The organism is Kitasatospora sp. NPDC004272 (assembly GCF_053603035.1).
This window is the reverse complement of the sequence record NZ_JBSGET010000003.1, coordinates 80,060-105,531: the sequence shown is the minus strand read 5'-3', so window position 1 is coordinate 105,531 and position 25,472 is coordinate 80,060. Positions and strand designations below refer to the sequence as shown.

At 73.5% G+C, this 25,472-nt stretch carries 20 protein-coding genes; 12 read left to right on the top strand and 8 right to left on the bottom strand.

All coding sequences use genetic code 11. The features are described from left to right. Nucleotides 1-562: 562 nt before the first annotated feature. From ACWEO5_RS02035 to ACWEO5_RS02025, 3 genes are all read left to right on the top strand, one after another. Entirely contained in the window at nt 563-1,066 is a 504-nt protein-coding gene (locus tag ACWEO5_RS02035; protein WP_452159225.1) for a TraR/DksA family transcriptional regulator, read from the top strand. 106 nt (nt 1,067-1,172) lie between these two features. Then, nucleotides 1,173-1,919 (top strand): signal peptidase II, encoded by a 747-nt coding sequence (gene lspA / locus ACWEO5_RS02030; protein ID WP_452159279.1) that lies wholly within the window; start codon nt 1,173-1,175, stop codon nt 1,917-1,919. 125 nt (nt 1,920-2,044) lie between these two features. Then, on the top strand, nt 2,045-2,911 hold the full coding sequence (locus tag ACWEO5_RS02025) for a DUF3592 domain-containing protein (protein WP_452159223.1): 867 nt from the start codon (nt 2,045-2,047) through the stop codon (nt 2,909-2,911). Nucleotides 2,912-2,914: 3 nt separating this feature from the next. Here the strand turns inward: ACWEO5_RS02025 and ACWEO5_RS02020 are convergent, their stop codons facing one another. Beyond that, nucleotides 2,915-4,432 carry an FMN-binding glutamate synthase family protein gene (locus ACWEO5_RS02020; protein WP_452159221.1) on the bottom strand — a complete coding sequence of 506 codons (1,518 nt, stop codon included), beginning with the start codon at nt 4,430-4,432 and terminating at the stop codon, nt 2,915-2,917. 191 nt (nt 4,433-4,623) lie between these two features. Between ACWEO5_RS02020 and ACWEO5_RS02015 the strand changes: the two genes are divergently transcribed. Together ACWEO5_RS02015 and ACWEO5_RS02010 are read left to right on the top strand one after the other, a co-directional pair. Beyond that, complete coding sequence (locus tag ACWEO5_RS02015) at nt 4,624-5,562, top strand: RluA family pseudouridine synthase (RefSeq protein WP_344557156.1); 939 nt, start codon at nt 4,624-4,626, stop codon at nt 5,560-5,562. 1 nt (nt 5,563) lies between these two features. After that, nucleotides 5,564-6,025, top strand: a complete 462-nt coding sequence (locus tag ACWEO5_RS02010; protein WP_344557158.1) for a GNAT family N-acetyltransferase — start codon at nt 5,564-5,566, stop codon at nt 6,023-6,025. A 24-nt stretch (nt 6,026-6,049) separates the two neighbouring features. Here the strand turns inward: ACWEO5_RS02010 and ACWEO5_RS02005 are convergent, their stop codons facing one another. Then, nucleotides 6,050-7,060, bottom strand: a complete 1,011-nt coding sequence (locus tag ACWEO5_RS02005) for a mechanosensitive ion channel family protein (RefSeq protein ID WP_452159218.1) — start codon at nt 7,058-7,060, stop codon at nt 6,050-6,052. Between the two features lie 158 nt (nt 7,061-7,218). Here ACWEO5_RS02005 and ACWEO5_RS02000 point away from each other — a divergent pair, with 158 nt between their 5' ends. Then, nucleotides 7,219-9,975, top strand: coding sequence for an alpha/beta fold hydrolase (locus ACWEO5_RS02000; protein ID WP_452159216.1), 2,757 nt, complete (start codon nt 7,219-7,221; stop codon nt 9,973-9,975). Then, nucleotides 9,972-10,859 (top strand): ABC transporter permease, encoded by an 888-nt coding sequence (locus ACWEO5_RS01995; protein WP_452159214.1) that lies wholly within the window; start codon nt 9,972-9,974, stop codon nt 10,857-10,859. Before ACWEO5_RS02000 ends, ACWEO5_RS01995 begins: the two co-directional genes overlap by 4 nt. 21 nt (nt 10,860-10,880) lie before the next feature. Here the strand turns inward: ACWEO5_RS01995 and ACWEO5_RS01990 are convergent, their stop codons facing one another. The 3 genes from ACWEO5_RS01990 to ACWEO5_RS01980 all read right to left on the bottom strand — a co-directional run bounded on the left by ACWEO5_RS01990 (nt 10,881) and on the right by ACWEO5_RS01980 (nt 14,584). Beyond that, nucleotides 10,881-11,435 carry a hypothetical protein gene (locus ACWEO5_RS01990; protein WP_344557166.1) on the bottom strand — a complete coding sequence of 185 codons (555 nt, stop codon included), beginning with the start codon at nt 11,433-11,435 and terminating at the stop codon, nt 10,881-10,883. A gap of 130 nt (nt 11,436-11,565) precedes the next feature. Next, the gene (locus tag ACWEO5_RS01985; RefSeq protein WP_452159212.1) at nt 11,566-13,419 is read right to left on the bottom strand and encodes a serine/threonine protein kinase; all 1,854 of its coding nucleotides are present in this window, start codon (nt 13,417-13,419) and stop codon (nt 11,566-11,568) included. Between the two features lie 184 nt (nt 13,420-13,603). Then, nucleotides 13,604-14,584 carry a serine protein kinase RIO gene (locus ACWEO5_RS01980; RefSeq protein WP_452159210.1) on the bottom strand — a complete coding sequence of 327 codons (981 nt, stop codon included), beginning with the start codon at nt 14,582-14,584 and terminating at the stop codon, nt 13,604-13,606. Nucleotides 14,585-15,118: 534 nt separating this feature from the next. Here ACWEO5_RS01980 and ACWEO5_RS01975 point away from each other — a divergent pair. The 4 genes from ACWEO5_RS01975 (at nt 15,119) to ACWEO5_RS01960 (ending at nt 19,403) form a co-directional block, all read left to right on the top strand. Further along, complete coding sequence (locus tag ACWEO5_RS01975) at nt 15,119-15,532, top strand: helix-turn-helix domain-containing protein (RefSeq protein WP_452159208.1); 414 nt, start codon at nt 15,119-15,121, stop codon at nt 15,530-15,532. Next, complete coding sequence (locus tag ACWEO5_RS01970; protein WP_452159206.1) at nt 15,529-15,912, top strand: DUF4180 domain-containing protein; 384 nt, start codon at nt 15,529-15,531, stop codon at nt 15,910-15,912. Before ACWEO5_RS01975 ends, ACWEO5_RS01970 begins: the two co-directional genes overlap by 4 nt. 192 nt (nt 15,913-16,104) lie before the next feature. Next, nucleotides 16,105-18,702 carry a M9 family metallopeptidase gene (locus ACWEO5_RS01965; RefSeq protein WP_452159204.1) on the top strand — a complete coding sequence of 866 codons (2,598 nt, stop codon included), beginning with the start codon at nt 16,105-16,107 and terminating at the stop codon, nt 18,700-18,702. A 74-nt stretch (nt 18,703-18,776) separates the two neighbouring features. Further along, complete coding sequence (locus ACWEO5_RS01960) at nt 18,777-19,403, top strand: dienelactone hydrolase family protein (RefSeq protein ID WP_452159202.1); 627 nt, start codon at nt 18,777-18,779, stop codon at nt 19,401-19,403. Between the two features lie 67 nt (nt 19,404-19,470). On the opposite strand, the gene ACWEO5_RS01955 is transcribed toward ACWEO5_RS01960, so the two are convergent. Beyond that, entirely contained in the window at nt 19,471-20,571 is a 1,101-nt protein-coding gene (locus ACWEO5_RS01955; RefSeq protein WP_452159200.1) for a winged helix DNA-binding domain-containing protein, read from the bottom strand. Nucleotides 20,572-20,772: 201 nt separating this feature from the next. Between ACWEO5_RS01955 and dnaE the strand changes: the two genes are divergently transcribed. Further along, nucleotides 20,773-24,330 (top strand): DNA polymerase III subunit alpha, encoded by a 3,558-nt coding sequence (gene dnaE, locus ACWEO5_RS01950; protein ID WP_452159198.1) that lies wholly within the window; start codon nt 20,773-20,775, stop codon nt 24,328-24,330. A 44-nt stretch (nt 24,331-24,374) separates the two neighbouring features. On the opposite strand, the gene ACWEO5_RS01945 is transcribed toward dnaE, so the two are convergent. Together ACWEO5_RS01945 and ACWEO5_RS01940 are read right to left on the bottom strand one after the other, a co-directional pair. Beyond that, nucleotides 24,375-24,905: an RDD family protein gene (locus tag ACWEO5_RS01945; protein ID WP_452159196.1), complete on the bottom strand. Its 531-nt coding sequence runs from the start codon at nt 24,903-24,905 to the stop codon at nt 24,375-24,377. Between the two features lie 114 nt (nt 24,906-25,019). Then, nucleotides 25,020-25,469 carry a type II toxin-antitoxin system PemK/MazF family toxin gene (locus tag ACWEO5_RS01940; RefSeq protein WP_344559219.1) on the bottom strand — a complete coding sequence of 150 codons (450 nt, stop codon included), beginning with the start codon at nt 25,467-25,469 and terminating at the stop codon, nt 25,020-25,022. Nucleotides 25,470-25,472 lie beyond the last annotated feature (3 nt).

Sequence of the window (25,472 nt, the reverse complement as noted above, 5' to 3'; positions counted from 1 at the left end):
ATGCGTGGACTGGCTCCGACGGAGGGACGAGACGGCGAGCCGCCCCGCGGTACCACCCTCCTTGACCGCGCGCGCTGCGGCCCTCTCTTTGGGTTTGCGGCCGGTTCTACTGGGCCCCGGAGGGGGCCGTTCTTCCGGCGGCTCCGGGGTGATCTTCCCGCCGCGCACACCCCCGGGCTCACACCGCCCCCGGGTCGCTGCTGGCTGCGTACGTCGGTACTCGTCCCATCTGCGCCTTGCAGGGCCCAGTGTATCGGCCCCCGCAAGCCGTTTCGCGCACCCGCGAGCCGGGGGCCGGGTGGTTAGCCGGGGGCGATCTGGGCACAACCTGTGCAGCGCCGACCCGGCGGCGGCTGTGCGGGTGGGAATCGGGAAGGTGCTTCGGTATGTCCCGTTGTGGGCCGATTCGATGAGGTTTATCGTTCCGGGACCGGCAAGATCGTCGGGAACCGACGCTTCTGATCATTCGTGAATGAGGTCGAAAGCCATGGCTGAGAAGGCGACAGGAACCGTGACCAAGGGGTCGCGCGAGGCCGTGGCCGGCGACCCAGGGGAGGGGACCGTGAGTACTGCGCGGCGAAAGACCGGCACCACCGGACACACCGCGGCGAGCAGCCGCAACCACGTGCCGGCGGGCAGCGGAGCCCGCGGCGGCGCCGAGGCGGTGGACCCGGCCGAGCTGCCGGTCCGCCCCGGGGAGGACCCGTGGACGGCCGAGGAGGTCGCCGAACTGCACGACGAACTGGCCGCCGACCTGCTCCGGCTGCGTGCCGAGATCGAAGCCTCCGAGGCCGCCATCGCCGGCCTGATGCGGGACTCCAACGACGGCGCGGGCGACGACCAGGTCGACGCCGGCACCAAGAACATCAACCGGGAGAGTGAGCTCTCGCTCGCCAACAACGCCCGCGACAGCCTCGCCCAGACCGAGCGCGCGCTGGCCCGGCTGGAGGGCACCGGCTTCGGCCTGTGCGAGTCCTGCGGCCAGCCCGTGGGCAAGGCCCGGCTCCAGGCGTTCCCGCGCGCCACCCTCTGCGTCAGCTGCAAGGCCAAGCAGGAACGCCGCTGAGAACGGATGCCGGTCGGCCGGCGCCCGCGGCCCGGGCAATCTCCCGGCCGCGGCGGCCAACGGGGCGGGCGGTGCCGTACCCTCGTCCCCAAGCACGTCGACCGGCATTCCACCCGGCGCATTCCACACGGCAGCGGAGCGGATCATCAGCACGCCAGGTTCCCACCAGACCCAGGACGACGCCGTCCCCACCGCCCGGCCCACCGGGGAGGACGAGCCGGTGAGCCGGCCGGAGTCCGCACCGGAGCAGCCGGAGCAGCCGGAGGGCGTCGGCGCGACCGCGGCCGAGGGCGCCCGCGTGGTGGTGCGCCGCCGCCGGATCAGCCTGCTGCTGGCCGTCGCGGTGCTCGCCTACCTGATCGACCTCGGCTCCAAGCTGCTGGTGGTCGCCAAGCTGGAGGGCCGCAGCGAGCCGATCGAGGTGATCGGCGACTGGATGACCTTCCAGGTGATCCGCAACGCCGGCGCCGCGTTCGGCATGGGACAGGCCATGACGCTGCTGTTCACCGCGATCGCGGCCGGCGTCATCGTGGTGATCTGGCGGATCGCCCGCCGCCTGTACAGCCTCCCCTGGGCGATCGCGCTGGGCCTGCTGCTCGGCGGCGCGCTCGGCAACCTCACCGACCGGCTGTTCCGCGCCCCCTCGGTGCTGCGCGGGCACGTGGTCGACTTCATCTCGGTCCAGCACTTCGCGGTCTTCAACCTCGCCGACTCGGCGATCGTCTGCGGCGGCATCCTGGTCGTCCTGCTCTCCTTCCGCGGCTCCAACCCGGACGGCACCACGCACGGCGGGCCGGCCCCCAAGGCCGAGGAGAAGGCCGCGGCGGAGACCGGGGAGAGCGGCGAGGGCTGAGCGCTCCGCCTCCCGCAGTCGTACGGGTGCCCGCCGGACCTCAGGCCCGGCGGGCACCCGCGTGTCAGGGGCGCCCCGGCGGGCACAGTGCCGGGAAGGACGGGACGGCGGGCCGGGGAGGGCGCGTGGGGTGGGACGGGTTCCTGCTGCTGTGGAGCGCGGCGTGGGGCGCGGTGGCGCTGGTCGGCGCCGCGCGCTCGCTGGCCGGGGTGACGAAGGCGCAGCGGACGGTGCGGCTGGCCGGGCGGATCGAGCGGGTCGGGGAGGTGCGGCACGGCGCCTCGCGGATCGGCGGCATCCCGGTGACCGTCGCCTGGCGGGACCCGGACACCGGGCGGGAGGTCGTCGTCCAGGGGGACGACGGGCGCGGCGAGACGCTCACCGCGGCCTGGGCGGGCCGGGAGATCGGGGTCAGCCACCCCGGGGGCCGACCCGACGAGCACCGGTTCGCCAACGCCCCCGAGCCGCCCTCGCGCGGGCTGGCGGGCCCGGCGGGCGCGCTGTTCGCGGGGTACGCGGGCCTGGTGGCGCTGGCCGCGATCCGCTGGGCCTGGCCGTGGGCGCTGGTCGGCGGCGCGGGCCCGTGGGCGCTGTCCGGCCTGTGGTACCTGCCGGGGACCGTCCGGGACCGGCGGGGCAAGCGGGCGCGGCTGGCCGCGATGGACGCCGTGCCGGGCCGGATCGTCGCCGTGTTCCGGGACGTCCGGGTCGACGAGGACGACGGCTCGACCCTCACCACCCTCACCCCCGTCGTCGCGTTCACCACCCGCGACGGCACCGCCGTCACCGCGCACTGCACCGCGCACCTCGCCGACCCGGGCCGGGCGCGCGGGCGCGAGGTGACGGTGCACCACACGCCGGCGGACCCGGCCGAGTTCACCCTGGACCCGGCGGCCGACCGCCGCTCCTGGGGGTGGGACGTCGCGGTGCACGCCGCCGCCGTGCTGGTGCTGGCGGCGACGGCGGCGGTCGGCGTGGCGCTGCTGGGGTGATGCTCAGGCGGTGAGCAGCCGGGTGGCCTCCTCGGCCAGCTCCGGGCCGAGCCGGCCCCAGCCGTCCTTGTAGCCGTAGACCGAGGCCAGCGTGCGGGCCTCGTAGTCGCCGTTCAGCACCTCGATGTCGTCCGGGGTGATCAGCGCGGGGTGGGCGACGCCGACGGCCGAGGAGACCTTGAGCAGCTCCCGGCGCAGGGTGCGCAGGTAGTGCGCGGCCCGGGTGGCCTTCGAGACCGGGTCGACGCCGCGGGCCAGCCACGGGTTCTGGGTGGCGATGCCGGTCGGGCAGCGGTCGGTGTGGCACTTCTGGGCCTGGATGCAGCCGATCGACAGCATCGCCTCGCGGGCCACGTTGACCATGTCGGCGCCCAGCGCGAAGGCCACCGCGGCGTTCTCGGGCAGGCCGAGCTTGCCGGAGCCGATGAAGGTCAGCCGGTCGGTCAGGCCCACCTCGGCGAAGGTGCCGTAGACCCGGGAGAAGCCCATCCGGAACGGCAGCGACACCGAGTCGGCGAACATCCGCGGCGCCGCGCCGGTGCCGCCCTCGCCGCCGTCGACGGTCACGAAGTCCACGCCGCGGTCGCCGCGGGCCATCATCGAGGCGAGCTCCCGCCAGAAGCCCAGTTCGCCCACCGCGCTCTTGATCCCGACCGGCAGGCCGGTCTCGGCGGCCAGCAGCTCGACGAAGTCCAGCATCGAGTCGGTGTCGCCGAAGGCGCTGTGCCGGGACGGCGAGGCGCAGTCCTTCCCGGCCGGGATGCCGCGGATCTCCGCGATCTCCGGGGTGACCTTCGCGCCCGGCAGCATGCCGCCCAGGCCCGGCTTGGCGCCCTGGGAGAGCTTGATCTCGATCGCCCGGACCGGGGCGGAGGCCACCACCTCCCGGAGCCTGGCCAGGTCGAAGTTCCCGTGCTCGTCGCGGCACCCGAAGTAGGAGGTGCCCAGCTGCAGCACCAGGTCGCCGCCGCCCTTGCGGTGGTACGGGGACAGGCCGCCCTCGCCGGTGTTGTGCAGCGCCCCGGCCTGCGCGGCGCCCTCGTTCAGGGCGGCGATCGCGGCGCCGGAGAGCGAGCCGAAGCTCATCGCGGAGACGTTGACCACGCTGCCCGGCCGGAACGCCCGCGCGCGCCCGCGCGGGCCGCCCAGCACCTTCGCCGAGGGCAGCGGGGCGGCCGGGTCGTGCAGGTCGGGCAGCGGGCCGGCGAAGGTGCGCTGCTTCAGGTAGGCGTGGCCCTGGACGTGCGCGACGTCGACCTCGGTGCCGAAGCCGAAGTAGTTGTTCTCCTCCTTGGCGGAGGCGTAGATCCAGCTGCGCTGGTCCCGGCTGAACGGGCGCTCCTCCTCGTTGGAGGTCACGATGTACTGCCGCAGCTCCGGGCCGATCCGCTCCAGCAGGTAGCGGGCGTGCCCGGCCACCGGGAAGTTGCGCAGCAGCGCGTGCCGCTTCTGCAGCAGGTCGCGGGCCGCGAGCGCGGCCACCGCGGCCGCGGCGGCGGTGCCTATCGTGCGGGCCTTCATGGGTCCGTCCCCCCTCGCTGCGGCCCCGTCGCCGTCGACCGGGCCGTCTGTGGTGGTGCGGCTCCGATGCTAGGCGGTGCCCGCGGCGGCCCGGGGGCGGGGTGCGCGGGCTTCCGGACGGGGCGCGGACGGTGGCCGGGGCGGGCCCCGGTGGGGCGGGGGGCCGGTGCGGGTCGGGCATACTCGGGTGGGTGAGTATCGCAGCGCAGACCCGTAGCCTCCCCGTACCCGACGGCCTGGAGGGCGAGCGGCTGGACGCCGCCCTGGCCCGGATGTTCGGGTTCTCCCGCACCAAGGCCGCCGAACTCGCCGCCGAGGGCAAGGTCTCCCTGGACGGCGCGGTCGCCGGGAAGTCGGACCGGGTCACCGCCGGCTCCTGGCTGGAGGTCGAGATCCCGGCCCCCGCGGCGCCGGTGCAGGTCGTCGCCGAGGCGGTCGAGGGCATGCGGATCATCCACGACGACGACCACGTCGTGGTGATCGACAAGCCGGTCGGCGTCGCCGCGCACCCCAGCCCCGGCTGGACCGGCCCCACCGTGATCGGCGGCCTGGCCGCGGCCGGGTATCGGATCTCCACCTCCGGCGCGGCCGAGCGCCAGGGCGTCGTGCACCGGCTGGACGTCGGCACCTCCGGGATCATGGTGGTCGCCAAGTCCGAGCGGGCCTACACCGACCTGAAGCGGCAGTTCCACGACCGGGTCACCGAGAAGAAGTACAACGCGCTGGTCCAGGGCCACCCCGACCCGCTGTCCGGCACCGTGGACGCGCCGATCGGCCGCCACCCCAGCAGCGACTGGAAGTGGGCCGTCACCCGCGACGGCAAGCCCTCCGTCACGCACTACGACCTGATCGAGGCGTACCGGGCCGCGTCCCTGCTCGACATCAAGTTGGAGACCGGCCGCACCCACCAGATCCGGGTGCACATGTCCGCGCTGCGGCACCCCTGCGTCGGCGACCTCACCTACGGCGCCGACCCGACGCTGGCCAAGCGGCTGGGCCTGACCCGGCAGTGGCTGCACGCCGTCTCGCTCGGCTTCGAGCACCCGGAGGACGGGCGCTGGGTGGAGTTCACCTCCGCCTACCCCGAGGACCTGCAGCACGCACTGGACGTCATCGCGAAGGAGAGCTGAGATGGGGGCTTCGATCCGGGTGGTCGAAGGGGACGCGGACATGGCGCTGGCGCGCGGCGTCCGGCACGAGGTGTTCGTGGTCGAGCAGCACGTGCCGCCGGAGCTGGAGTACGACGAGTACGACGAGACCTCCGCGCACCTGCTGGCCGTCGGGCCGGACGGGGCGGCGCTGGGCACCGCCCGGCTGATCTCCGGCGCCGAGGCGCTGGCGATGACCGGCGGTACCGAGGGCCGGGTGCTGCTCGGCCGGCTCGCCGTGGTCGCCGCCGCCCGCGGGACCGGTCTCGGCGCGCGACTGGTGCGCGCCGTCGAGGAGTTGGGCCGCGAGCGGGGTGCCCGCGAGGTGGAGCTGCACGCGCAGGTGCAGGCGCTCGGCTTCTACGAGCGGCTCGGGTACGCGGCCGAGGGGCCGGTGTACGACGACGCCGGGATCCCGCACCGGACGATGACGCGGGTGCTGTAGCGGCAGGACGGCCCTGCCGCGCGCTCAGTCGGTGCGCACGCGCGGCAGGGACTCCGGGTGGTGGTCGCGCAGGTACGCCAACAGGTGCTCGCGGGCGGCGAGTTTGAGGGCGGCGGTGGCGTCCGGGTCGCGGGCGGTCATCGCGGCGCGGACCACCACGGTGGACGGGGTGGTGTCGGAGACGGTGAGGGACCAGTCCCGGCCGTCCCACAGGCCGCTGCCGGCGAGGTAGCGCCCCAGCTCGGCGCGGAGCGCGTCGACCGGGGTGCGGTGGTCGAGGTGCAGCAGCAGCCAGCCGAGCAGGCCGGGGTCGCGGCGGGTCCAGTTCTCGTACGGCTTGGAGACGAAGTAGGAGACCGGGACGACCAGCCGGCGCTCGTCCCACAGGCGCAGCACCAGGTAGGAGAGGGTGATCTCCTCGACGGTGCCCTGCCGGCCGTCCAGCACGACGGTGTCGCCGATCCGCACGGTGTCGCTGAAGGCGATCTGCAGCCCGGCGAAGAAGTTGCCCAGGGCGGACTGGGCGGCGATGCCCGCGACGATGCCGATGATGCCCGCGGAGGCGAGCAGGCTGGCGCCGACGGTGCGCATCGCGTCGAAGGTCAGCAGCAGCGCGCCGCCGGTGACCACCCAGACCACGGCGGAGCCGACCCGGCGGACCAGGCCGAGCTGGGTGCGCACCCGCTGCACCCGGGAGGCGTCCTCGGTGACCGTCTCGTAGCGGCTGAAGGCGGCCTCGATGACGGCGGCCAGCACCCGGACGGTCAGCCAGCCGAGCGAGCCGATCAGCACCAGCAGCACGCCGTGCCGGACCGCGTCGTCGTCGCTGTGGAAGATCCGGCGCACCGGCTGGGCGGCCAGCAGCAGCGCGGACAGCAGCACCAGTTGGAGCGGGACGCGGCAGCGGCGCAGCTGCGCCCAGACCGGGGCGTCGGGGCGGCGGTCGGCGAGGCGCTGGAGGACCTGGTCGACCAGCCAGCCGGCGAACAGGGTGGCGAAGACGGCGGTGAGCAGGCTGGCGAGCGGCCAGAACACGGGTCACCTCGGTGGCGTCCGGTGATGGGGGATTCGCACCCTACCGTGGGGGATTGCGCCGGTTCGGGAACCCGGGCGGGGGGGCGGGGCGTTGCGCGGGTGCGGTCCGGGGCGGCCTGACGGCTTCCTTACCGGCCGCCCGGTTAGGATCACCTGCCATGGGCTTCGGTGGGGCGTGGCGCGGGTGGTGGACCAGGCGCAGGGCGGTGCTGGCCGGCGCGGTGGCGGCCGCGCTGCTGGTCGGCGGCGGATCGGTCGCGCTGGCCGGGCAGCCGGAGGAGGTGCACCGCGAGGACCGCTTCCTGGAGATGCCCGAGGTCGCGGGCAGCGCCGACAGCGTTCGGATCGACACCTCGTTCTTCACCGCGGGCGGCTCCGGGCGCCGCCCGGCGGTGCTGCTGGCCCACGGCTTCGGCGGGTCGAAGGACGAACTGCGCCCGCGCGCCGAGGAGTTGGCCCGGCAGGGGTACGCGGTGCTGACCTGGTCGGCGCGCGGCTTCGGGAAGTCCACCGGGCAGATCGGCCTGAACCAGCCCGAGCGCGAGGTCGCGGACGTCTCCCGGCTGCTGGACTGGCTGGCGCAGCGCCCCGAGGTGCAGCTCGACGCCCCCGGCGACCCGAAGGTCGGCGTCACCGGCGCCTCGTACGGCGGGGCGGTGTCGCTGCTGGCCGCCGGGTACGACGGCCGGATCGACGCGATCGCCCCGCAGATCACCTGGTTCGACCTGGCGGACGCGCTGTTCCCGCAGGCCGTGCGGGGGAGTTCGGCCGCCGACGGGGTGTTCAAGAAGCTGTGGGCCGGGATCTTCTTCACCACCGGCTCCTCCTCCGGCCTGTCCGCGGGGCTGGCCGCCGGCTCCTCCACGGGCGCGGGCGCGGGCTCCGGGGACGGCCCGGTGGGCTGCGGGCGGTTCCGGGCGGAGCTGTGCGAGATGTACGACCGGGTCGCGGCGGCCGGGCGGCCGGACGCGGACGCGGTGAAACTGCTGGAGCACTCCAGCCCCGCCGCGGTCGCGGACCGGATCAAGGTGCCGACGCTCGTCGTCCAGGGCCAGCAGGACTCGCTGTTCCCGCTCGACCAGGGCGACCGGATCGCCGCGGCCGTCGCCGCGAACGGCGCGCCCGTCGCGGTCGACTGGTTCGGCGCCGGCCACGACGGCGGCCAGGAGAGCAGCACCCGCGCGGACGCCCGGATCACCGCCTGGTTCGACCACTACCTCAAGGGCGACGGCACCGGCACCGGCCCCGCGTTCCGGGTCACCCGCACCGGCGGCGTCGACTCCACCGGCTTCCAGGCGGTGCTGCGCGGCGCGGACGCCGACGCCTACCCCGGCCTGGACGGCACGGCGCGGCGCGAGGTCGCACTGACCGGCCGCGAGCAGCGGATCGCCAACCCGCCCGGCGGGTCGCCGCCGAACATCTCGACGCTGCCCGGCATCGGCGCGCTCTCCCAGCTGTCCACGCTCGGCGCCGGCCTGTCCATCGACTTCCCCGGCCAGTACGCCTCCTTCGACTCGGCGCCGCTCACCGGCTCCCTGGACCTGACCGGCGCCCCTGCCGTGTCGGTGCGGGTCGCCGCGGACACCCCCGAGGCCGTGCTGTTCGCCAAGCTGTACGACGTCGCCCCCGACGGCAAGCAGACCCTGCCGCAGCAGCTCGTCGCGCCGCTGCGGGTGACCGGCGCGGACGCGCCCGGCGGCCGGACGGTGCGGATCGCGCTGCCCGCCGTGGAGCACCAGTTCCCGGCCGGGCACCGGCTGCGCCTGGTGCTCGCCAGCACCGACCTGGCGTACGCCTCGCCCGCGCAGCCCGCCACGTACACCGTCGCCGCCGACGGGCCGCTGACCGTGCCCACGGTGCCCGGACTGCGCACCGAGTCCGCGCCGGTGCCGGACCGGACCTGGGTGCTGCCGCTGGTCGCGCTGGCCGCCGCCGCGCTGCTGGTGTTCGCCCGGCGGCGGGACGCCGCCCCCGCGCCGGACCCGGAGCTCGCGGACGTGCCGCTGGTGATCACCGGACTGTCGAAGAAGTACAAGGGCTCGACCGACCGGTACGCGGTGCGCGAGCTGTCGTTCCGGGTCGAGCGCGGGCAGGTGCTCGGGCTGCTCGGCCCCAACGGCGCCGGCAAGACCACCACGCTGCGGATGCTGATGGGCCTGATCCGCCCCGACGCGGGCGGGATCCGGGTCTTCGGCCAGGCGATCCGGCCGGGCGCGCCGGTGCTCTCCCGGGTCGGCGCGTTCGTCGAGGGCGCGGGCTTCCTGCCGCACCTGTCCGGCCGGGCCAACCTGGAGTCGTACTGGGCCGCCACCGGGCGCCTCGTCGAGGACGCCCGCTTCGCCGAGGCGCTGGAGATCGCCGGCCTCGGCGAGGCCCTCGAACGCGCCGTGCGCACCTACTCGCAGGGCATGCGGCAGCGCCTGGCCATCGCCCAGGCCATGCTCGGCCTGCCCGACCTGCTGATCCTGGACGAACCCACCAACGGGCTCGACCCGCCGCAGATCCGCGAGATGCGGGAGGTGATGGTCCGGTACGCCGCCGCCGGGCGCACCGTCATCGTCTCCAGCCACCTGCTCGCCGAGGTCGAGCAGTCCTGCACCCACCTGGTGGTGATGGAACGCGGACAGCTGGTGGTCGCCGGGCCCACCACGGAGATCACCGGCGCGGGCGAACAGCTGCTGGTCTCCGTCGAGGACGGCTTCGAGGGCGCCGACGCGGTCGCCGGGAAACTGGCCGGACTGGCCGGCATCGCCTCCGCCGAGGCGGTGGACGCCGGACTGCTGGTGCGCCTGGACGGCCTGCCCGCGAGCCGGCTGACCGCCGAACTGGTGCGCCTGGGCGTGCCGGTGACCGGCATCGGCCCGCAGCGCCGACTGGAGGACGCCTTCCTGTCCCTGATCCGAGGAGCGGCATGAGCGGCACGAGCGGGACGAGCGGGACCGTGATCGGCCCGGCGGGCGAGAGCGCCGCACCCGGCTACCGGCCCGGCCGGACGCTGCCGCTGCGGGTCGAGGCGATGCGCCAGCTGCGCCGCCGCCGCACCCTGGTGGTCGGCGGGGTGCTGGCCGCGCTGCCGTTCGTCCTGCTGGCCGCGTTCCAGCTGGGCGGCACGCCCGGGCGGGAGAACCGCACCACGTTCATCGAGCTGGCGACCTCCTCCGGGGTCAACTTCGCCACCACGATGCTGTTCGTCGGCACCGGCTTCCTGCTGGTCATCCCGGTCGCGCTGTTCTCCGGCGACACGGTGGCCTCCGAGGCGAGCTGGTCCTCGCTGCGCTACCTGCTGGCCGCGCCGGTGCCCCGGGCCCGGCTGCTGGTGCGCAAGTTCACCGTGGCGATGGCCTTCTCGGCCGCCGCGGTGGTGCTGCTGCCCGCGGTCGGACTGGTGGTCGGCACCGCCGCGTACGGCTGGGGCGACCTGAAGCTGCCCACCGGGGCGAGCCTGACCGCCGCCGAGGCGCTGCCCCGGCTGGGGATCGCCGTGCTGTACGTGTTCCTCGCCGAGATCGTGATCGGCGCGCTGGCGTTCTGGCTCTCCACGGCCACCGACGCCCCGCTCGGCGCGGTCGGCGGCGCGGTCTTCGCCTCCATCATCACGGGCGTGCTGGACGCCGTCACCGCGCTCGGCTCGCTGCGCGAGTGGCTGCCCGCGCACTGGCAGTACGCCTGGGCGGACGCGCTCCAACCACGGCTGGAGTGGGGCGGCATGGTGCAGGGCGTGGTGCTGTCGCTGTCGTACGCGGTGGTGCTGCTGGCGCTGGCGTTCCGCGGGTTCGCGGCGAAGGACGTGGTGTCCTGAGGGGCCGGTCCGGGCCGGGGCTCAGCGGGCGCCGTCGCGGACCAGCAGCAGGTCGAGGTCCAGGGCGTGCGCCCGGGACGTCCAGACCGGCAGGTGCTCGGTGAGGAACCAGGACGCCTCCTCCAGGTCGTCCTCGTCCAGCGCCTCGACGCCCTGCTCGTGCACCGACTCGGAGGCCAGCGCGGCCAGCTCGACCAGCAGGTCGCCGGTGTCGGCGCGGGCGGCGAGGGTCGGGTACGGCCACGGCCAGTCGTCGGTGGCACCGGCCGGGAACGGCCAGGGGCGCGACCACAGCGCGGTGAGGGCCGGGAGTTCGAGGGCGGTGAAGACCTCCGTCAGCTCGTCCCAGTGCCGGCCGGGGACGGAGACCGCGCCCAGCGGGGTGCCGAAGGCCCCGGCCAGGGCCGGGAGCAGGGCGGTGTAGCGGGAGTCCTGGTCGGGGCGCAGCCGGCCGGAGAGCAGCTCGGCGAGCGCGGCGGAGGGCGGCACGCCGGGGAGGGCGCGGTCGCCCGAGCCGGGCAGGCGCAACAGGGCGGCGGCGTCCACCGCGAAGGCGGAGAAGTACTGTTCGGCCATGCCCGCATTCTGCCCCGGAAGGGGGACAACGCCCCTACGCGGGAGGAGGATTCGGGAAGGGAATCGACCGTGCGGGACCGTAGGGGCCCTCGGGGGCGGGGCATCAGGGCGGGGGCGTCGGGGCGGGGCGTCAGGAGAAGCGGAAGAGCTGGGACTTGTCGCCCGGGTTGCAGGTGTTGACGGTGAGGGTGCTGCCGCTGCCGTTGTCGGTCAGGCAGCCCTGCGGGCCGTAGCCGAACTTGAGCTGGAAGTTGCCGGAACCGGCGTCGGCCGGGTACCAGCTGATCATGTCGCCGAAGGAACCGCTGCCCGCGAGTTCGGCGATGCCGGGGCTGGTCGCGTAGCGGGCGCCCAGGCTGATGCCGCTGTCGGCCTTGCAGGCGGTGAAGGTGGTCGCGCCGTTGGTGACGGACCTGACCCAGCCGTAGGAGGTGTGGCCGCCGGAGACCACGGGGACGCCCGCGCTGACGGCGTCGGAGCCGAGGCCGAGGGCGCGGCCGCTGCCGGTGTTGACCAGCTTCCCCCAGCCGGCGCCGCCGCAGCCCGGGGCCGGGCCGGACGGGGTGGCGGGGGTGGTGGGGGCGGTGGTGGTCTGCTGGGGCGGCTTGGGGGTGCTGCCGCCGTTCGCACCGCTGCCGGAGCCGCTGCCCGAACCGCCGGAGCCGCTGCCGGAGCCGCCGCCCGAGCCGCCGCCCGAGGCGGTCGAGGAGCCGCTGCCCGTTCCGCTGCCGTTGCCGGAGGAGCCGGTGGAGGTGCCGGAGCCCTGCTGGGGGTCGGTGTTCGGCGGGGCGGGATCGCCGGACGGGTCGGTGCCGGGGGAGGGGGACGGCGACGGGGCGGGAGCGGGCTGCGCGGTGCCGGCGGGGGAGGCGGACGGGCCGGCGGCCGGGGCGGAACCGCCGGGGGACCGGGTGCCGTCGGCCGTGCGGTGGGACTCCCGCTCCTGCCAGGGCAGCAGATCGAACTGCTGGGCGGTCACCCCGCCGCCGGTGACCAGCACCACGGGCAGGATCAGGGTGGCCAGGCGGCGGCGCCCGGAACGCTTCTTCGCGGCCGCGGCCGGGGCTGCGGCGGGTTCGGGCGCGGGCGCGGGGGCGGGGACGGCCGGGGGCTCCTCGACGGCTTCGGGCCCGCTGAGCACCGTGCCGAGCCCGGCCGGGGTGGACATCGCCTGCCGGGCGGCGACGGCCATCGCCGCCGCGTCCGGGTAGCGCTCCGCGGGCTCCTTGGCGAGCGCCCTGGCGACCACCGCCCGCACCGGGCCGGGCACGCCCTCCGGCAGGTCGGGGACCGGCTCGCGGACGTGCTTGAGCACCACTTCGAGCGGCGTCCCGCCGGTGAACGGCACCGCGCCGGCCAGCAGTTCGTACAGCACCACGCCGACCGAGTAGAGGTCGGAGGCGGCCGAGGCGTCCTTGCCCTCGGCGCGTTCGGGGGCCATGTACAGGGCGGTGCCGATCACCGCGTGGGAGGTGGTGATCCGGCTGTCGGCCAGCGAGCGGGCGATGCCGAAGTCGGTGACGGTGACCCGCCCGTCCGCGTCGATCATCAGGTTGGACGGCTTGATGTCCCGGTGCACGATGCCCTGCCGGTGCGCGGCGTGCAGCGCGTCCAGCACCTGGGCGGCGACGTCCAGCGCGCGGTCGGGCGGCAGGGGGTCGCGGCCGCGGGCCCGGTCGAGGGGCTTGCCGGAGAGCAGCTCCATCACGATGTACGCGGTCCCGGCGTCCGGATCGGTGCGGTCCTCGCCGTAGTCGTGGATGTGCACCACACCGCGGTGGTTCATCGCCGCCAGCACCGTTGCCTCGCGGCGGAACCGGGCGGCGAAGACCTCGTCCTCCATCAGCGCCGGAAGGACGATCTTCACCGCGACCTGGCGGCCCAGCACCTGGTCCTCGGCCCGCCAGACCTCGCCCATCGCGCCGCTGCCGAGCCGCTCGGAGAGCGCGTACCGGCCCCCGAGGACCGTCCCCCGACCCCACATGTCCCGTATCCCCCGAGCATGTCGTACGACTTCTCCGCAGTGATTCTGGCCGTTCGAACGCGCAGGGGGAAGCCGGTGCCGTCCCCCGCCCTGCCCGACCGCCGAGACTCTACACCCGTTGCTTGGTGCAACTGGCTTGTGGAGGAACGGAGATGAGGCAGAGTCAGGGGCGGGTCGGTTCCGGTCAGCGGCGCAGGCGGGCGTCGGTGGCCAGGGAGTCGACCAGGGCCTCGACGCTGGTGGGCGGGAGGCCGCGGGAGACGAACCAGGCGCCGACGTTGCGCACGTCGCGCTCCAGGAAGGAGAGGCCGCGCGGGTTGGCCACCACGTCGACGATCTGCGGCACGTCGATGATCACCAGGCGGCCGCGGTGCACCAGGATGTTGTAGGCCGAGAGGTCTCCGTGCGCGTAGCCGTCGTAGGCCAGCAGGGCGAGGCTGCGGCCCAGCTGCGCCCACAGGTCGTCGATGTCGGCCTCCTCGGCGCGGAGTTGGGCCAGCCGGGGCGCGGCCGCGCCGTTCTCGTCGCCGACGAACTCCATCAGGATCTCGGTGCCGGTGATCTGGACCGGGTACGGCACGGCGACGCCCGCCGACCAGAGCCGGCACAGCGCGCCGAACTCGGCCGCCGCCCACTGGCCGGCGATCGCCTCCTTGCCGAAGGCGGTGCGCTTGGCCATCGCCCGGGTGACCCGGGACTCCTTGTGCTGGCGGCCCTCCAGGTAGCCGGAGTCCCGGTGGAACATCCGGTGCTGGGCGTCCCGGTACCGCTTGGCGGCCATCAGGGTGCGGCGGGCGGTGCCGGGGACGGAGCGCTCCAGCAGGAAGACGTCCGCCTCCTTGCCGGTCTTCACGATGCCCAACTCGGTGTCGACCGCTGCGAGTTCGGTGACGACCCAGTCGGGGCGCGGCTCGGGGCCCTTCTCGGTCGGGGTGGACTGGTCCCACGTCGACCAGCGGTCGCCGGTGGCGGGGCCGTCGGTCACGGGGGCGGGGTACTGCTGCTCTTCGGCGTCGGTGTCGGCGTCGGTGCCGAGGGTGGTGTCGCCGAAGTAGTCGTACTCGGGCTGGGAGTCGTCGAAGCGGTCGGCCCGGCGGCCGCGACGGGAAGCACCCTTGGGGCGGATGCGGGAGAAGGAATCGTTGTCGGCAAAGCGCTCGCGCACTGCGGTGGCTCCTGGGGAGTGGCCCACCGGGGCGCGGAGTGACGCGCTGTCAGCCGGTGGGGCGAAGACGGGGGGAGGCGTATGGCGCGCACACGAAGGCGCACCGCGTCACGGCGGCAACCATCGGTCTGCACCTCCTCTCGTCGGGCCCGCGGGCGCACGGCGGCGCGGCGGGACGGTTGCCACCTTAGGCGTGGGGGTGAACGCGGCGCAAAGGGTTTTTCGGGGGCGGTCGATTCGGGGTGGGGAGGGTGCGGCTGGGTGGGTGGCCGGGCGCGCAGTTCCCCGCGCCCCTGACGGGGCGAGGAGGGAGAGCGGGGGAGGGGCAGGGAGAAGAAAGGGCGGAGGAGGGGGAGCGGGGGCGAAGAGAAGGAAGGGGAAGGAGGGGGAGAGGAGGGAGGGGTGGGGGAGGGGAGGGCGGATGGGGGGAGAGCGGAGGAGGGGGAGCGGGGAAGGTGAGGCGCGGGGCGGCGTGGCAGGGTGGGTTGTTCTCTATTTGGCTGTACTTTGGGGAGGGATAGGGAAGGATAAGGAATGAACGATTTCTACTCCGTCGAGGACGTGGCGGAGCTGCTCGGGCTGCACGTGAAGACCGTGCGGGGGTACGTGCGGGACGGGAAGCTCAAGGCGGTGCGGATCGGGAAGCAGTACCGGATCGCCCGGGCGGAGGTGGAGGCGTTCACGGGGGGCGGGGTGCCGGTGGGGCCGTCCCGGGTGGAGGTCTCGGCGGTGGTGCAGGTGGACGGGGTGGGGGTGCGGGACGCGGACCGGTTGGTGACGGGGGTGTTGGCGGCGGCGTCGGCGTGGTCGGGGGGATCGCGGCCGTTGTGGGTGCAGGCGGTGCGGGAGGAGGAGCGGAGCGCGTTGCGGTTCGTGGTGCTGGGGCCGCCCCGGCGGGTGTCCGAAGTGCTGGCGTTGATCGACGAGTTGGCGGGAGGCATGCGGTGACGGAGATCCGGGAGCTGGGCGGGGTGCCGGTGCTGGTGGCGCCGGTCGAGGGGGAGGTGGTGGCGGGGGAGCGGCAGGCGCTGGACCTGCTGGGGGACGCGTCCTACCGGGGGGCGTCCTGGGTGGCGCTGCCGGTGGAGCGGTTGGATCCGGAGTTCTTCCGGCTGCGCAGCGGTGTCGCGGGGGCGGTGGTGCAGAAGTTCGCGCAGTACCGGATGGGACTGGCGGTGGTGGGGGACATCGCGGAGCGGGTGGCGGCGTCGGACGCGCTGCGCGACTTCGTCCGGGAGGGCAACCGGGGCCTGCAGCTCTGGTTCGTCGCGGACCTGCCGGAGCTGGCCGGGCGGCTGTCCGGGCCGGGGGTTATCCGGGGCAGTTGACTTCGACGCGAGGGCTTCCGATGCCAGGTGACATGTGCAATTGTACATGTCACCTGGCCGTCGGGGGCACCCCGACGGCCTCCGACCCTCCGCCGCGGCCCCCCAACCGCGGCGTCACCTTGGCCCGGAGGCCCCCACGTGCGAACCTTCCGGAAAGCATGCGCGTCCGCAGGACGGACGCTGAGCCTGCTGTTGTCCCTCTGCCTGACCCTCGGCTTCCTGGGCGCGCTGGCGCCCGGCGCCGGGGCCGCCACCCGGACCGAACAGAAGCCGGCCAAGTCCGAACCGGCGAAGGCGTCGAAGTCGGCGCCGCGCAACACCGAGGCGGCCGAGCGCCGCAAGGACTCCGACCGCGACCTGCGGGCAGACGCCAGCAAGCGGCCGCCGCTGACGGCCGTCGGCGCACCCGGCAGTGTCCGGGCCGGGGCCCTGGCGGCCGCGGCGACCTGCAACACCTCGGACTTCACCAGCCGTACCGGCAGCGCCCTGGTGGCGCAGATCAAGTCCGCCTCGGTGGACTGCGTCAACTCGCTGTTCGCCCTCAAGGGCAACGACGCGAAGGCGGCGTTCGGCGAGTCGCAGATGGTCAGCGTGGCCAACGCGCTGCGTGAGGTGTCCGCCGACTACCCGGGCGACGACTCCACTTCGGCCACCCAGATCGTGCTGTACCTGCGGGCCGGCTACTACGTGCAGTGGTACAACCCGGACGTCGTCGGCGCGTACGGCAGCAGCCTGAAGAGCGCGATCGAGGGCGGCCTGGACGCGTTCTTCGGCAGCGCGCACTCGCAGGACGTGAACGACGCGAACGGCGCCACGCTGTCCGAGGCGGTCACCCTGATCGACAGCGCCGCCGAGAACGCCCGCTACCTGAACGTCGTCAAGCGCCTGCTGAACGGCTACAACAGCGGCTACGACTCGTCCTGGTACATGCTCAACGCGGTCAACAACACCTACACGGTGCTGTGGCGCGGCCACCAGAACAGCGACTTCCCGTCCGCGGTGCAGGCCGACCCGAGCGTGCTGGACACCCTGCAGTCCTTCGCCTCCCGCAACAGCGCGCTGCTCGGCGGCGACAACGGCTACCTGGTCTCCAACGCGGGCCGCGAGCTGGGCCGCTTCCTCCAGTACCCGGCGCTGCAGGCGAAGGTCCGGCCGCTGGTGAAGGGCCTGCTTGACCAGAGCTCGATCACCGGGCGCACCGCCGCGCTGTGGGTCGGCCTGGCCGAGATGACCGACAGCTACGACAAGGCCAACTGCTCGTACTACGGAACCTGCGACCTGGCGAACCGGCTCAGGACCGCGGTGCTGACCGTCAACTACACCTGCAGCGGCAGCATCAGGATCATCGCCCAGGCGCTGACCGCCGACCAGCTGACCACCGCCTGCACCAGCCTCAAGGGCCAGGACGCCTACTTCCACGGCGTGGTCAAGGACGGCGGCGCGGTCGCGAACGACAACAACTCCACCATCGAGGTGGTGGTCTTCCACTCCAGCAGCGACTACCAGACCTACGCCGGCACCATCTTCGGCATCTCCACCGACAACGGCGGCATGTACCTGGAGGGCGACCCGGCCGCAGCGGGCAACCAGCCCCGGTTCATCGCCTACGAGGCCGAGTGGGTCCGCCCGGACTTCCAGATCTGGAACCTCAACCACGAGTACACCCACTACCTCGACGGCCGGTTCGACATGGCCGGCGACTTCGACGCCGGCATGACCACCCCGACCGTCTGGTGGGTCGAGGGCTTCGCCGAGTACGTCTCCTACTCGTACCGCAAGGTCGACTACACCGACGCGATGACCCAGGCCGGCCTGCACACCTACGCGCTGTCCACCCTGTTCGACACCACCTACGACAACGCCGACCAGACCCGGATCTACAACTGGGGCTACCTGGCCGTCCGCTACATGCTGGAGCAGCACCGCTCGGACCTGGACGCGGTGCTCGCCGAGTACCGCGCCGGTGACTGGAACGCCGCCCGCACCCTGCTGAAGACCACCATCGGCACCCGCTACGACGCCGGCTTCAACACCTGGCTGACCGCCTGCGGCACCGGCTCCTGCGGCGGCGGCACCACCACGCCCACCGACCCGGGCGGCGACTGCGGCGCCACCAGCCCGCAGCAGATCGACCTCGGCTGCAGCCGCCAGGACGCCGCCGCGGCCGCCGGCGACTACGCCTACTTCTACGTGTGGGTCCCGGCCGGGACCGCCAAGCTGACCGTCAGCTCCAGCGGCGGCACCGGCAACGCCGACCTGTACTACAACGGCGCCACCTGGGCCACCACCGGCGCCAACACCGCCAGGTCCACCAACAGCGGCAACACCGAGACCCTGACCGTCGCCAACCCGCCCGCGGGCTGGAACTACGTCAGCCTCCACGCCGCGGGCAACCAGCCCTTCGCGGGCGTCACCATCAGCGCCTCCGACGGCACCTCCACCCCGCCCGGCAACGGCGGCACCGAGTGCACGGCGGCCGACACCCGCCAGCTGGACAATGGCTGCGTCCGCAGCAACGTCACCGCCACCGCGGGCAACTACGCCAGCTTCTACCTGTGGGTCCCGGCCGGGACCGCCAGCTTGAAGATCAACACCTCCGGCGGCACCGGCAACGCCGACCTGTACTACAACGGCGCCACCTGGGCCACCACCGGCGCCAACACCGCCAAGTCCACCAACAGTGGCAACACCGAGACCCTGACCGTCGCCAACCCGCCCGCGGGCTGGAACTACGTCAGCCTCCACGCCGCCCAGGACTTCGCGGGTGCCACCGTCAGCGCGACCTTCTGAGCCCGTCCCGCGCCGAACGGCCCGGCCCACCGCACCGGTGGGCCGGGCCGCCGCGCGTCCCCCGATGGGCGATCATGGGGGGACCGCACCCGCAGCACCGAGGAGCCCGACCCGTGGCCGAGATCGTCCTGTTCCACTCCGCGTACGGCCTGCGCCCCGCCGTCACCGCGGCCGCCGACCGGCTGCGCGCCGCCGGGCACACCGTGCACACCCCCGACCTGTACGAGGGGAAGACCTTCGAGGAGCTGGAGGAGGGCATGGCGTACCGCGACGAGGTCGGCAACGACGAACTGCTGCGCCGGGCCGTCGGCGCCGTCGCCCCGCTGCTGCCGGTCGAGGGCGGGCTGGTGTACGCCGGGTTCTCGCTCGGCGGGTCGCTGGCGCAGAACCTGGCGCTCGCCGACGAGCAGGCCCGCGGCCTGGTGCTCTTCCACGGCACTTCGGACCTGCGCGAGAACGCCGCCACCGAGATCCCGGTGCAACTGCACGTCGCCGAACCCGACCCGTTCGAGTCCGACGACTGGCTGAACACCTGGTACCTGTGGATGACCCGGGCCGGCGCCGACGTCGAGGTGCACCGCTACCGGGGCGCCGGTCACCTGTACACCGACGCCGACCTGCCCGACCACGACGCCGAGGCCGCCGAGCGGACCTGGGCGGCCGCGCTGGCCTTCCTGGCGGAGCTGGACGAGCAGGGCTGAGCCGGCCGGGCGGGGCCGAGTCGGCCGGGCAGGGCTGAGCCGGCCGGGCGGGGCCGAGCGCCGCGCCTCAGGACGCGAACACCACCCGGCGGCGCTCCGCGTCCGGCTCCAGGAAGGCCAGCAGCCGTTCGCCCTCCCGCTCCAGTTCCGGGCGGCGGCCGTGCGGCAGCAGCGGGGTCAGGGTGAGCACGGCCGCGCCGCCCGAGCGGGCGTGCTCCCAGACGCCCGCCACCAGCCCGTCCACCAGGTAGGAGGCCAGCAGGGTGCCGTTGACCGCCCGGTAGACCCGCTGGTGGATCTCGGCGGGCAGCATCCGGGTGCGGTCGGCGTGCGAGAGCAGCGCGGCGTCCCACTTCGGCAGGAAGCGCACCGGCAGCTCGCCGCCCGGGTCGGACGGCGGCGGGGCGCCGAACAGGTCGAGCAGCTCGCGGCCGTCCTCGGCCCGGTAGCGGACCAGCTCGCCCGCCCCGTCCAGCTCGGCCAGCGCCGGGTCGAGCCGGCGCAGCCGCAGGCCGGTGAAGTGCGCGAGGTCGGCGCGCGAGGCCGGGCCGTAGCCCGCCAGGTAGCGGCGCGCCAGCCGCGCGGTGGCGGCCGGCTCGGGCGGCAGCTCGCCCGCCCACAGCACCATCCGCGGCTTGCCGTGCGCCCGCCAGTGCCCGGACGGGGCGACGTGCACCAGCGGGAGCAGCGCCCGCGGGTAGTGCAGCAGGTCCGCGGTGCGGACCCGGCCGCCGGAGGCTTCGGCGGTGTGCTCGCGCAGCTCGTCCGCGCTGCGCGGGACGGCGGCGAAGGCCCGCAGCGAGGCTTCCAGGGCGGCCTCGTCCAGGTCGGCGTCCCGGTGCCGGCCGCGCAGTTCGGTCAGCCAGCGGCCGCGCCAGGCCGCCGCCAGGTGCCCGTAGTCGGCCCCGGGCACCAGGTGCAGGGTGCCGCGCATCAGCGTCGACTTGACCACCGTGCCGTCCAGCAGCGCGGCCTCCAGCTCCCGGTGCTCGAAGCCGGGCAGCCGGGTCCACAGCGCCAGGTGCGGCGAGGGGGAGTACTGGGCCTGCAGCGCGGCCAGCCGGGCCACCGCCCCGGCGGCGGACGGCCGCTCGGTGCGGTGCAGCAGCTGGCGGGCGAAGTAGGAGGCGGTCAGCTCGCGGTCGGAGAGCGTGCGGGCGGCGGGCATCGCGGGGCCTCCTGGGGTCCGGGCGGGGGAGGCCCAAGCTAACAGTCCGTCAGGACAGCCGGGTTGCCGCGCGGGGGAGCGGTGGGGCGGGTGGGGAGGATTAGACTCGGGGGCGCGATCCCGGAAGCCGTGGTCCGAGCCCTGGTGGTGGCTCGGGCCGCACGTGTTTCAGCCCTCTCCCAGGACCCCGGAGGCCCCGCCTTGAGCGACCAGCCGTACGCGCACCTGCACGTCCACACCGAGTACTCGATGCTGGACGGCGCAGCCCGGCTGAAGCAGTTGTTCAAGGAGGTCGAGCGGCTCGGGCAGAGCCACGTGGCGATGACCGACCACGGCAACATGTACGGCGCGGCCGAGTTCCACAAGCAGGCCGTCGCGGCCGGCATCACCCCGGTGATCGGCATCGAGGCGTACGTGGCCCCGGAGTCGCGGACGAACACCAAGCGGATCCTGTGGGGGCAGCCGCACCAGAAGAAGGACGACGTCTCGGCGTCCGGCGCCTACACCCACAAGACGATCTGGGCCCGGGACAAGGAGGGCCTGCACAACCTCTTCAAGCTGACCTCGCGCTCCTACGCGGAGGGCTGGCTGGTGAAGTGGCCCCGGATGGACAAGGAGATCATCGCCGAGCACGCGGCGGGCCTGATGGCCACCACCGGCTGCCCGTCCGGCGAGGTGCAGACCCGGCTGCGGCTGGGGCAGTTCGACGAGGCGGTCCGGTCGGCGGCCGAGTACCAGGAGATCTTCGGCAAGGAGAACTACTTCCTGGAGCTGATGGACCACGGCCTGGAGATCGAGAAGCGGGTCCGCGACGGACTGGTCGAGATCAGCCGGAAGCTGGGCATCCCGCCGGTGGTCACCAACGACTCGCACTACACCACCGAGGGCGACGCGGGCGCCCACGACCTGCTGCTCTGCGTGCAGACCGGCAAGAACCTCTCCGACCCGGACCGCTTCCGGTTCGACGGCACCGGCTACTACGTCAAGTCGGCCGCCGAGATGTACGGCCTGGACGGCTCGGACATCTGGCAGGAGGGCTGCCGCAACAGCCAGCTGCTGGTCGCCCAGCGGGTCGACACCGCCGGCATGTTCGAGTTCAAGAACCTGATGCCGCGCTTCCCGATCCCGGAGGGCTTCGCGTCCGAGGCGGACTTCTTCCGGTCCAAGGTCTGGGAGGGCATGGACTGGCGCTTCCCGGGCGGCTACGACGAGGAGCACCGCCGGCTCGCCGAGTACGAGATGGACACCATCGTCCAGATGGGGTTCCCGGCGTACTTCCTGGTGGTCGCCGACTTCATCATGTGGGCCAAGAGCCAGGGCATCGCGGTCGGCCCGGGCCGCGGCTCGGCGGCCGGCTCGCTGGTCGCCTACGCGATGGGCATCACCGACCTCGACCCGATCCCGCACGGCCTGATCTTCGAGCGCTTCCTCAACCCCGAGCGCGTCTCGATGCCCGACGTCGACATCGACTTCGACGAGCGCCGGCGCGGCGACGTGATCCGCTACGTGACCGAGAAGTGGGGCTCCGACAAGGTCGCCATGATCGTCACGTACGGCACCATCAAGGCGAAGGCCGCCATCAAGGACTCCTCCCGGGTCCTGGGCTACCCGTACGCGATGGGCGACCGGATCACCAAGGCGATGCCGCCGGACGTGATGGGCAAGGGCATCCCGCTGTCCGGCATCACCGACTCCTCGCACCCGCGCTACGGCGAGGCGGGCGAGATCCGCGCCCTGTACGAGAACGACCCCGACGTCCGCAAGGTGATCGACACCGCGCGCGGCATCGAGGGCCTGATCCGGCAGCCCGGCGTGCACGCGGCCGGCGTGATCATGTCCGCCGAGCCGCTGACCGACCACATCCCGGTCTGGACCCGGCACACCGACGGCGTCACCATCACCCAGTTCGACTACCCCACCTGCGAGGGCCTCGGGCTCCTCAAGATGGACTTCCTCGGCCTGCGCAACCTGACGATCATGGACGACGCGGTCAAGGCGATCGAGAAGAACAAGGGCGTCAAGATCGAGCTGCTCCAGCTCCCGCTGGACGACAAGCCCGCCTACGAACTGCTGGCCCGCGGTGACACGCTGGGCGTCTTCCAGCTCGACGGCGGCCCGATGCGCTCGCTGCTGCGCCTGATGAAGCCCGACAACTTCGAGGACATCTCCGCCGTCCTGGCGCTCTACCGGCCCGGCCCGATGGGCGTCAACTCGCACACCAACTACGCGCTGCGCAAGAACGGCCAGCAGGAGATCACCCCGATCCACCCCGAACTGGCCGAGCCGCTCAAGGAGATCCTGGAGCCCACCTACGGCCTGATCGTCTACCAGGAGCAGGTGCAGAAGGCCGCGCAGATCCTGGCCGGCTACTCGCTCGGCCAGGCCGACCTGCTGCGCCGCGCGATGGGCAAGAAGAAGAAGGAGATCCTTGAGGCCGAGTTCGTCCCGTTCCAGCGCGGCTGCCGGGAGCGCGGCTACTCGGACGCGGCGATCCAGGCGGTCTGGGACGTGCTCGTCCCGTTCTCCGGCTACGCCTTCAACAAGGCGCACACCGCCGGCTACGGGCTGGTCTCGTACTGGACGGCGTACCTGAAGGCCAACTACCCGGCCGAGTACATGTCGGCGCTGCTCACCTCGGTCAAGGACGACAAGGACAAGTCCGCGGTCTACCTCAACGAGTGCCGCAAGATGGGCATCCAGGTGCTCCCGCCGGACGTCAACGAGTCGGACGCCGACTTCACCCCGCACGGCAGCGAGACCGTCCGGTTCGGCCTGACCGCGATCCGCAACGTCGGCGGGCCGGTGGTGGAGTCGATGATCCGCACCCGCCGGGCCAAGGGGAAGTACACCTCGTTCCCGGACTTCCTGGAGAAGGTCGAATCGGTGGTGTGCAACAAGCGCACCGTCGAATCGCTGATCAAGGCCGGGTCGTTCGACTCGCTCGGGCACACCCGCAAGGGCCTGAGCGCCCAGTTCGAGCCGATGATCGACAACGTGGTCGGGATCAAGCGCAAGGAGGCCGAGGGCCAGTTCGACCTGTTCAGCTCCGCTGACATCGGGCACAGCGGCGGGGACGCCGTCTCGGACGAGCCGTCCTTCGGGCTGGACGTGGTGTTCTCCGAGGAGGAGTGGGAGAAGCCCTTCCTGCTCACCCAGGAGCGCGAGATGCTCGGCCTGTACGTCTCCTCGCACCCGCTGCACGGCATCGAGCACGTGCTCGCCGACAAGGCGGACTGCGCGGTCGCCGACCTGGCCGAGCGGCCGGACGGCTCGATGGTGACCATCGGCGGCATCATCTCCGGCCTGCAGCGCAAGATGACCAAGCAGGGCAACGCCTGGGCGATCGCCACCGTCGAGGACCTGGCGGGCTCGATCGACTGCATGTTCTTCCCGGCCAGCTACCAGCTGGTCTCCTCGCAACTGGTCGAGGACGCCGTGGTGTTCGTCCGCGGCAAGGTCGACAAGCGGGAGGACGTGCCGCGGCTGATGGGCATGGAGCTGTCGGTGCCCGACCTGAACAACCTCGCGGCGCAGCTGCCGATCGTGATCACCGTGCCGGAGGACCGGCTGACCCCGCCGATCGTCGGCCGGCTCCGCGAGGTGCTCGTCCACCACAAGGGCAGCACCGAGGTGCACGTCCACCTGCGCGGCGAGACCAAGACGGTGGTGCTGCGGCTGGACCGGCACCGGGTGAAGTCCGACCCGGCGCTGTTCGGCGACCTCAAGCAGCTGCTCGGGCCGAGCTGCCTGGCGAGCTGAGACCGCGGGCGGGGCTCCGGCCGGGCCCCGCCCGCGCGGCCGGGTCAGCCCTCCTTGACCACCAGGGTCTTGGCGGCCTTGTCGTGGAAGCACTGCTGCAGCGGCTTGTCCCACAGCAGGGACAGGCAGTTGACCAGCGAGAACAGGTTGCCGACGACCGGAATCAGGCTCGGGCCGCCGTAGACGCCGGCCCGGGTCAACAGCTCGGTGTCGGTCGGACGGCCGCCGTGGGCCGCGCTGACCACGCGGAGCCGCATGGCCTTCTTGCCGACGGTCTGGCCGTGCTGGGTCAGCAGCATGGCGGCCTCGTAGCCGACCACGACGACCACGCCGAGCAGGGTGTAGAGGAAGCCGCCCACGACGACGAACAGGAGGACGGCGGGGACGAGCAGGACCGCGAGGTCGATCAGGCGGGCCAGGAAGCGGTCCAGCGGCGCGGCCAGCACCCGGGTGCCCGGAGCGGGCTGCACGCCGGGCGGGGTCCGGGCGAGCCAGCCCGGAAGCCCAGCGCCTTGCGGGTACTGGCCGTACGGGTCCTGCGGAGACCCGTAGCCGGGAGGGGTGCTGCTGCTCATGCGGGCGACTCCAGCTCAACTGTGTGGATTCCTGGAGCCGTTGTACCGGCAGCGGGCGGACCGGGGAAGAACGATCCGACAATCGTTACCCGGCCCGACCCGGCCCCGGCCCGCTCACTGCCAGCGGTAGCGGTGCCGCAGCGCGTCGACCACCAGCTGGAACCGGGCCCGGTCCAGCGCGCACGCCTCGCGCCGCATCCCGCCGTCGCGGACCCGGAACACCCGGTCCAGCGCCACCCAGGAGTCCCGCCCGCTGCGGTCCCACGGCCCCGCGCCCAGCGGCACCCAGTCCCGGTCGTCGTCGTGGCCCTTGCTGGACAGCATCACCGTCAGCAGCGAACCGCCCGCCTCCCGGGCCACCACCAGCACCGGCCGGTCCTTGCCCCGCCCGTCGTTCTCCTCGTACGGCACCCACGTCCAGACGATCTCGCCCGGGTCCGGGTCGCCGTCGTGGTCCGGCGCGTACTCGGTGCGCACCCGGCCCACGCCCTCGGCCCGGACCTCCACCGTGGCGTCCGCGCCGAACCGGCCCGGCTGTTCCTGCTGCTCGTTCAACTGATGCATGCC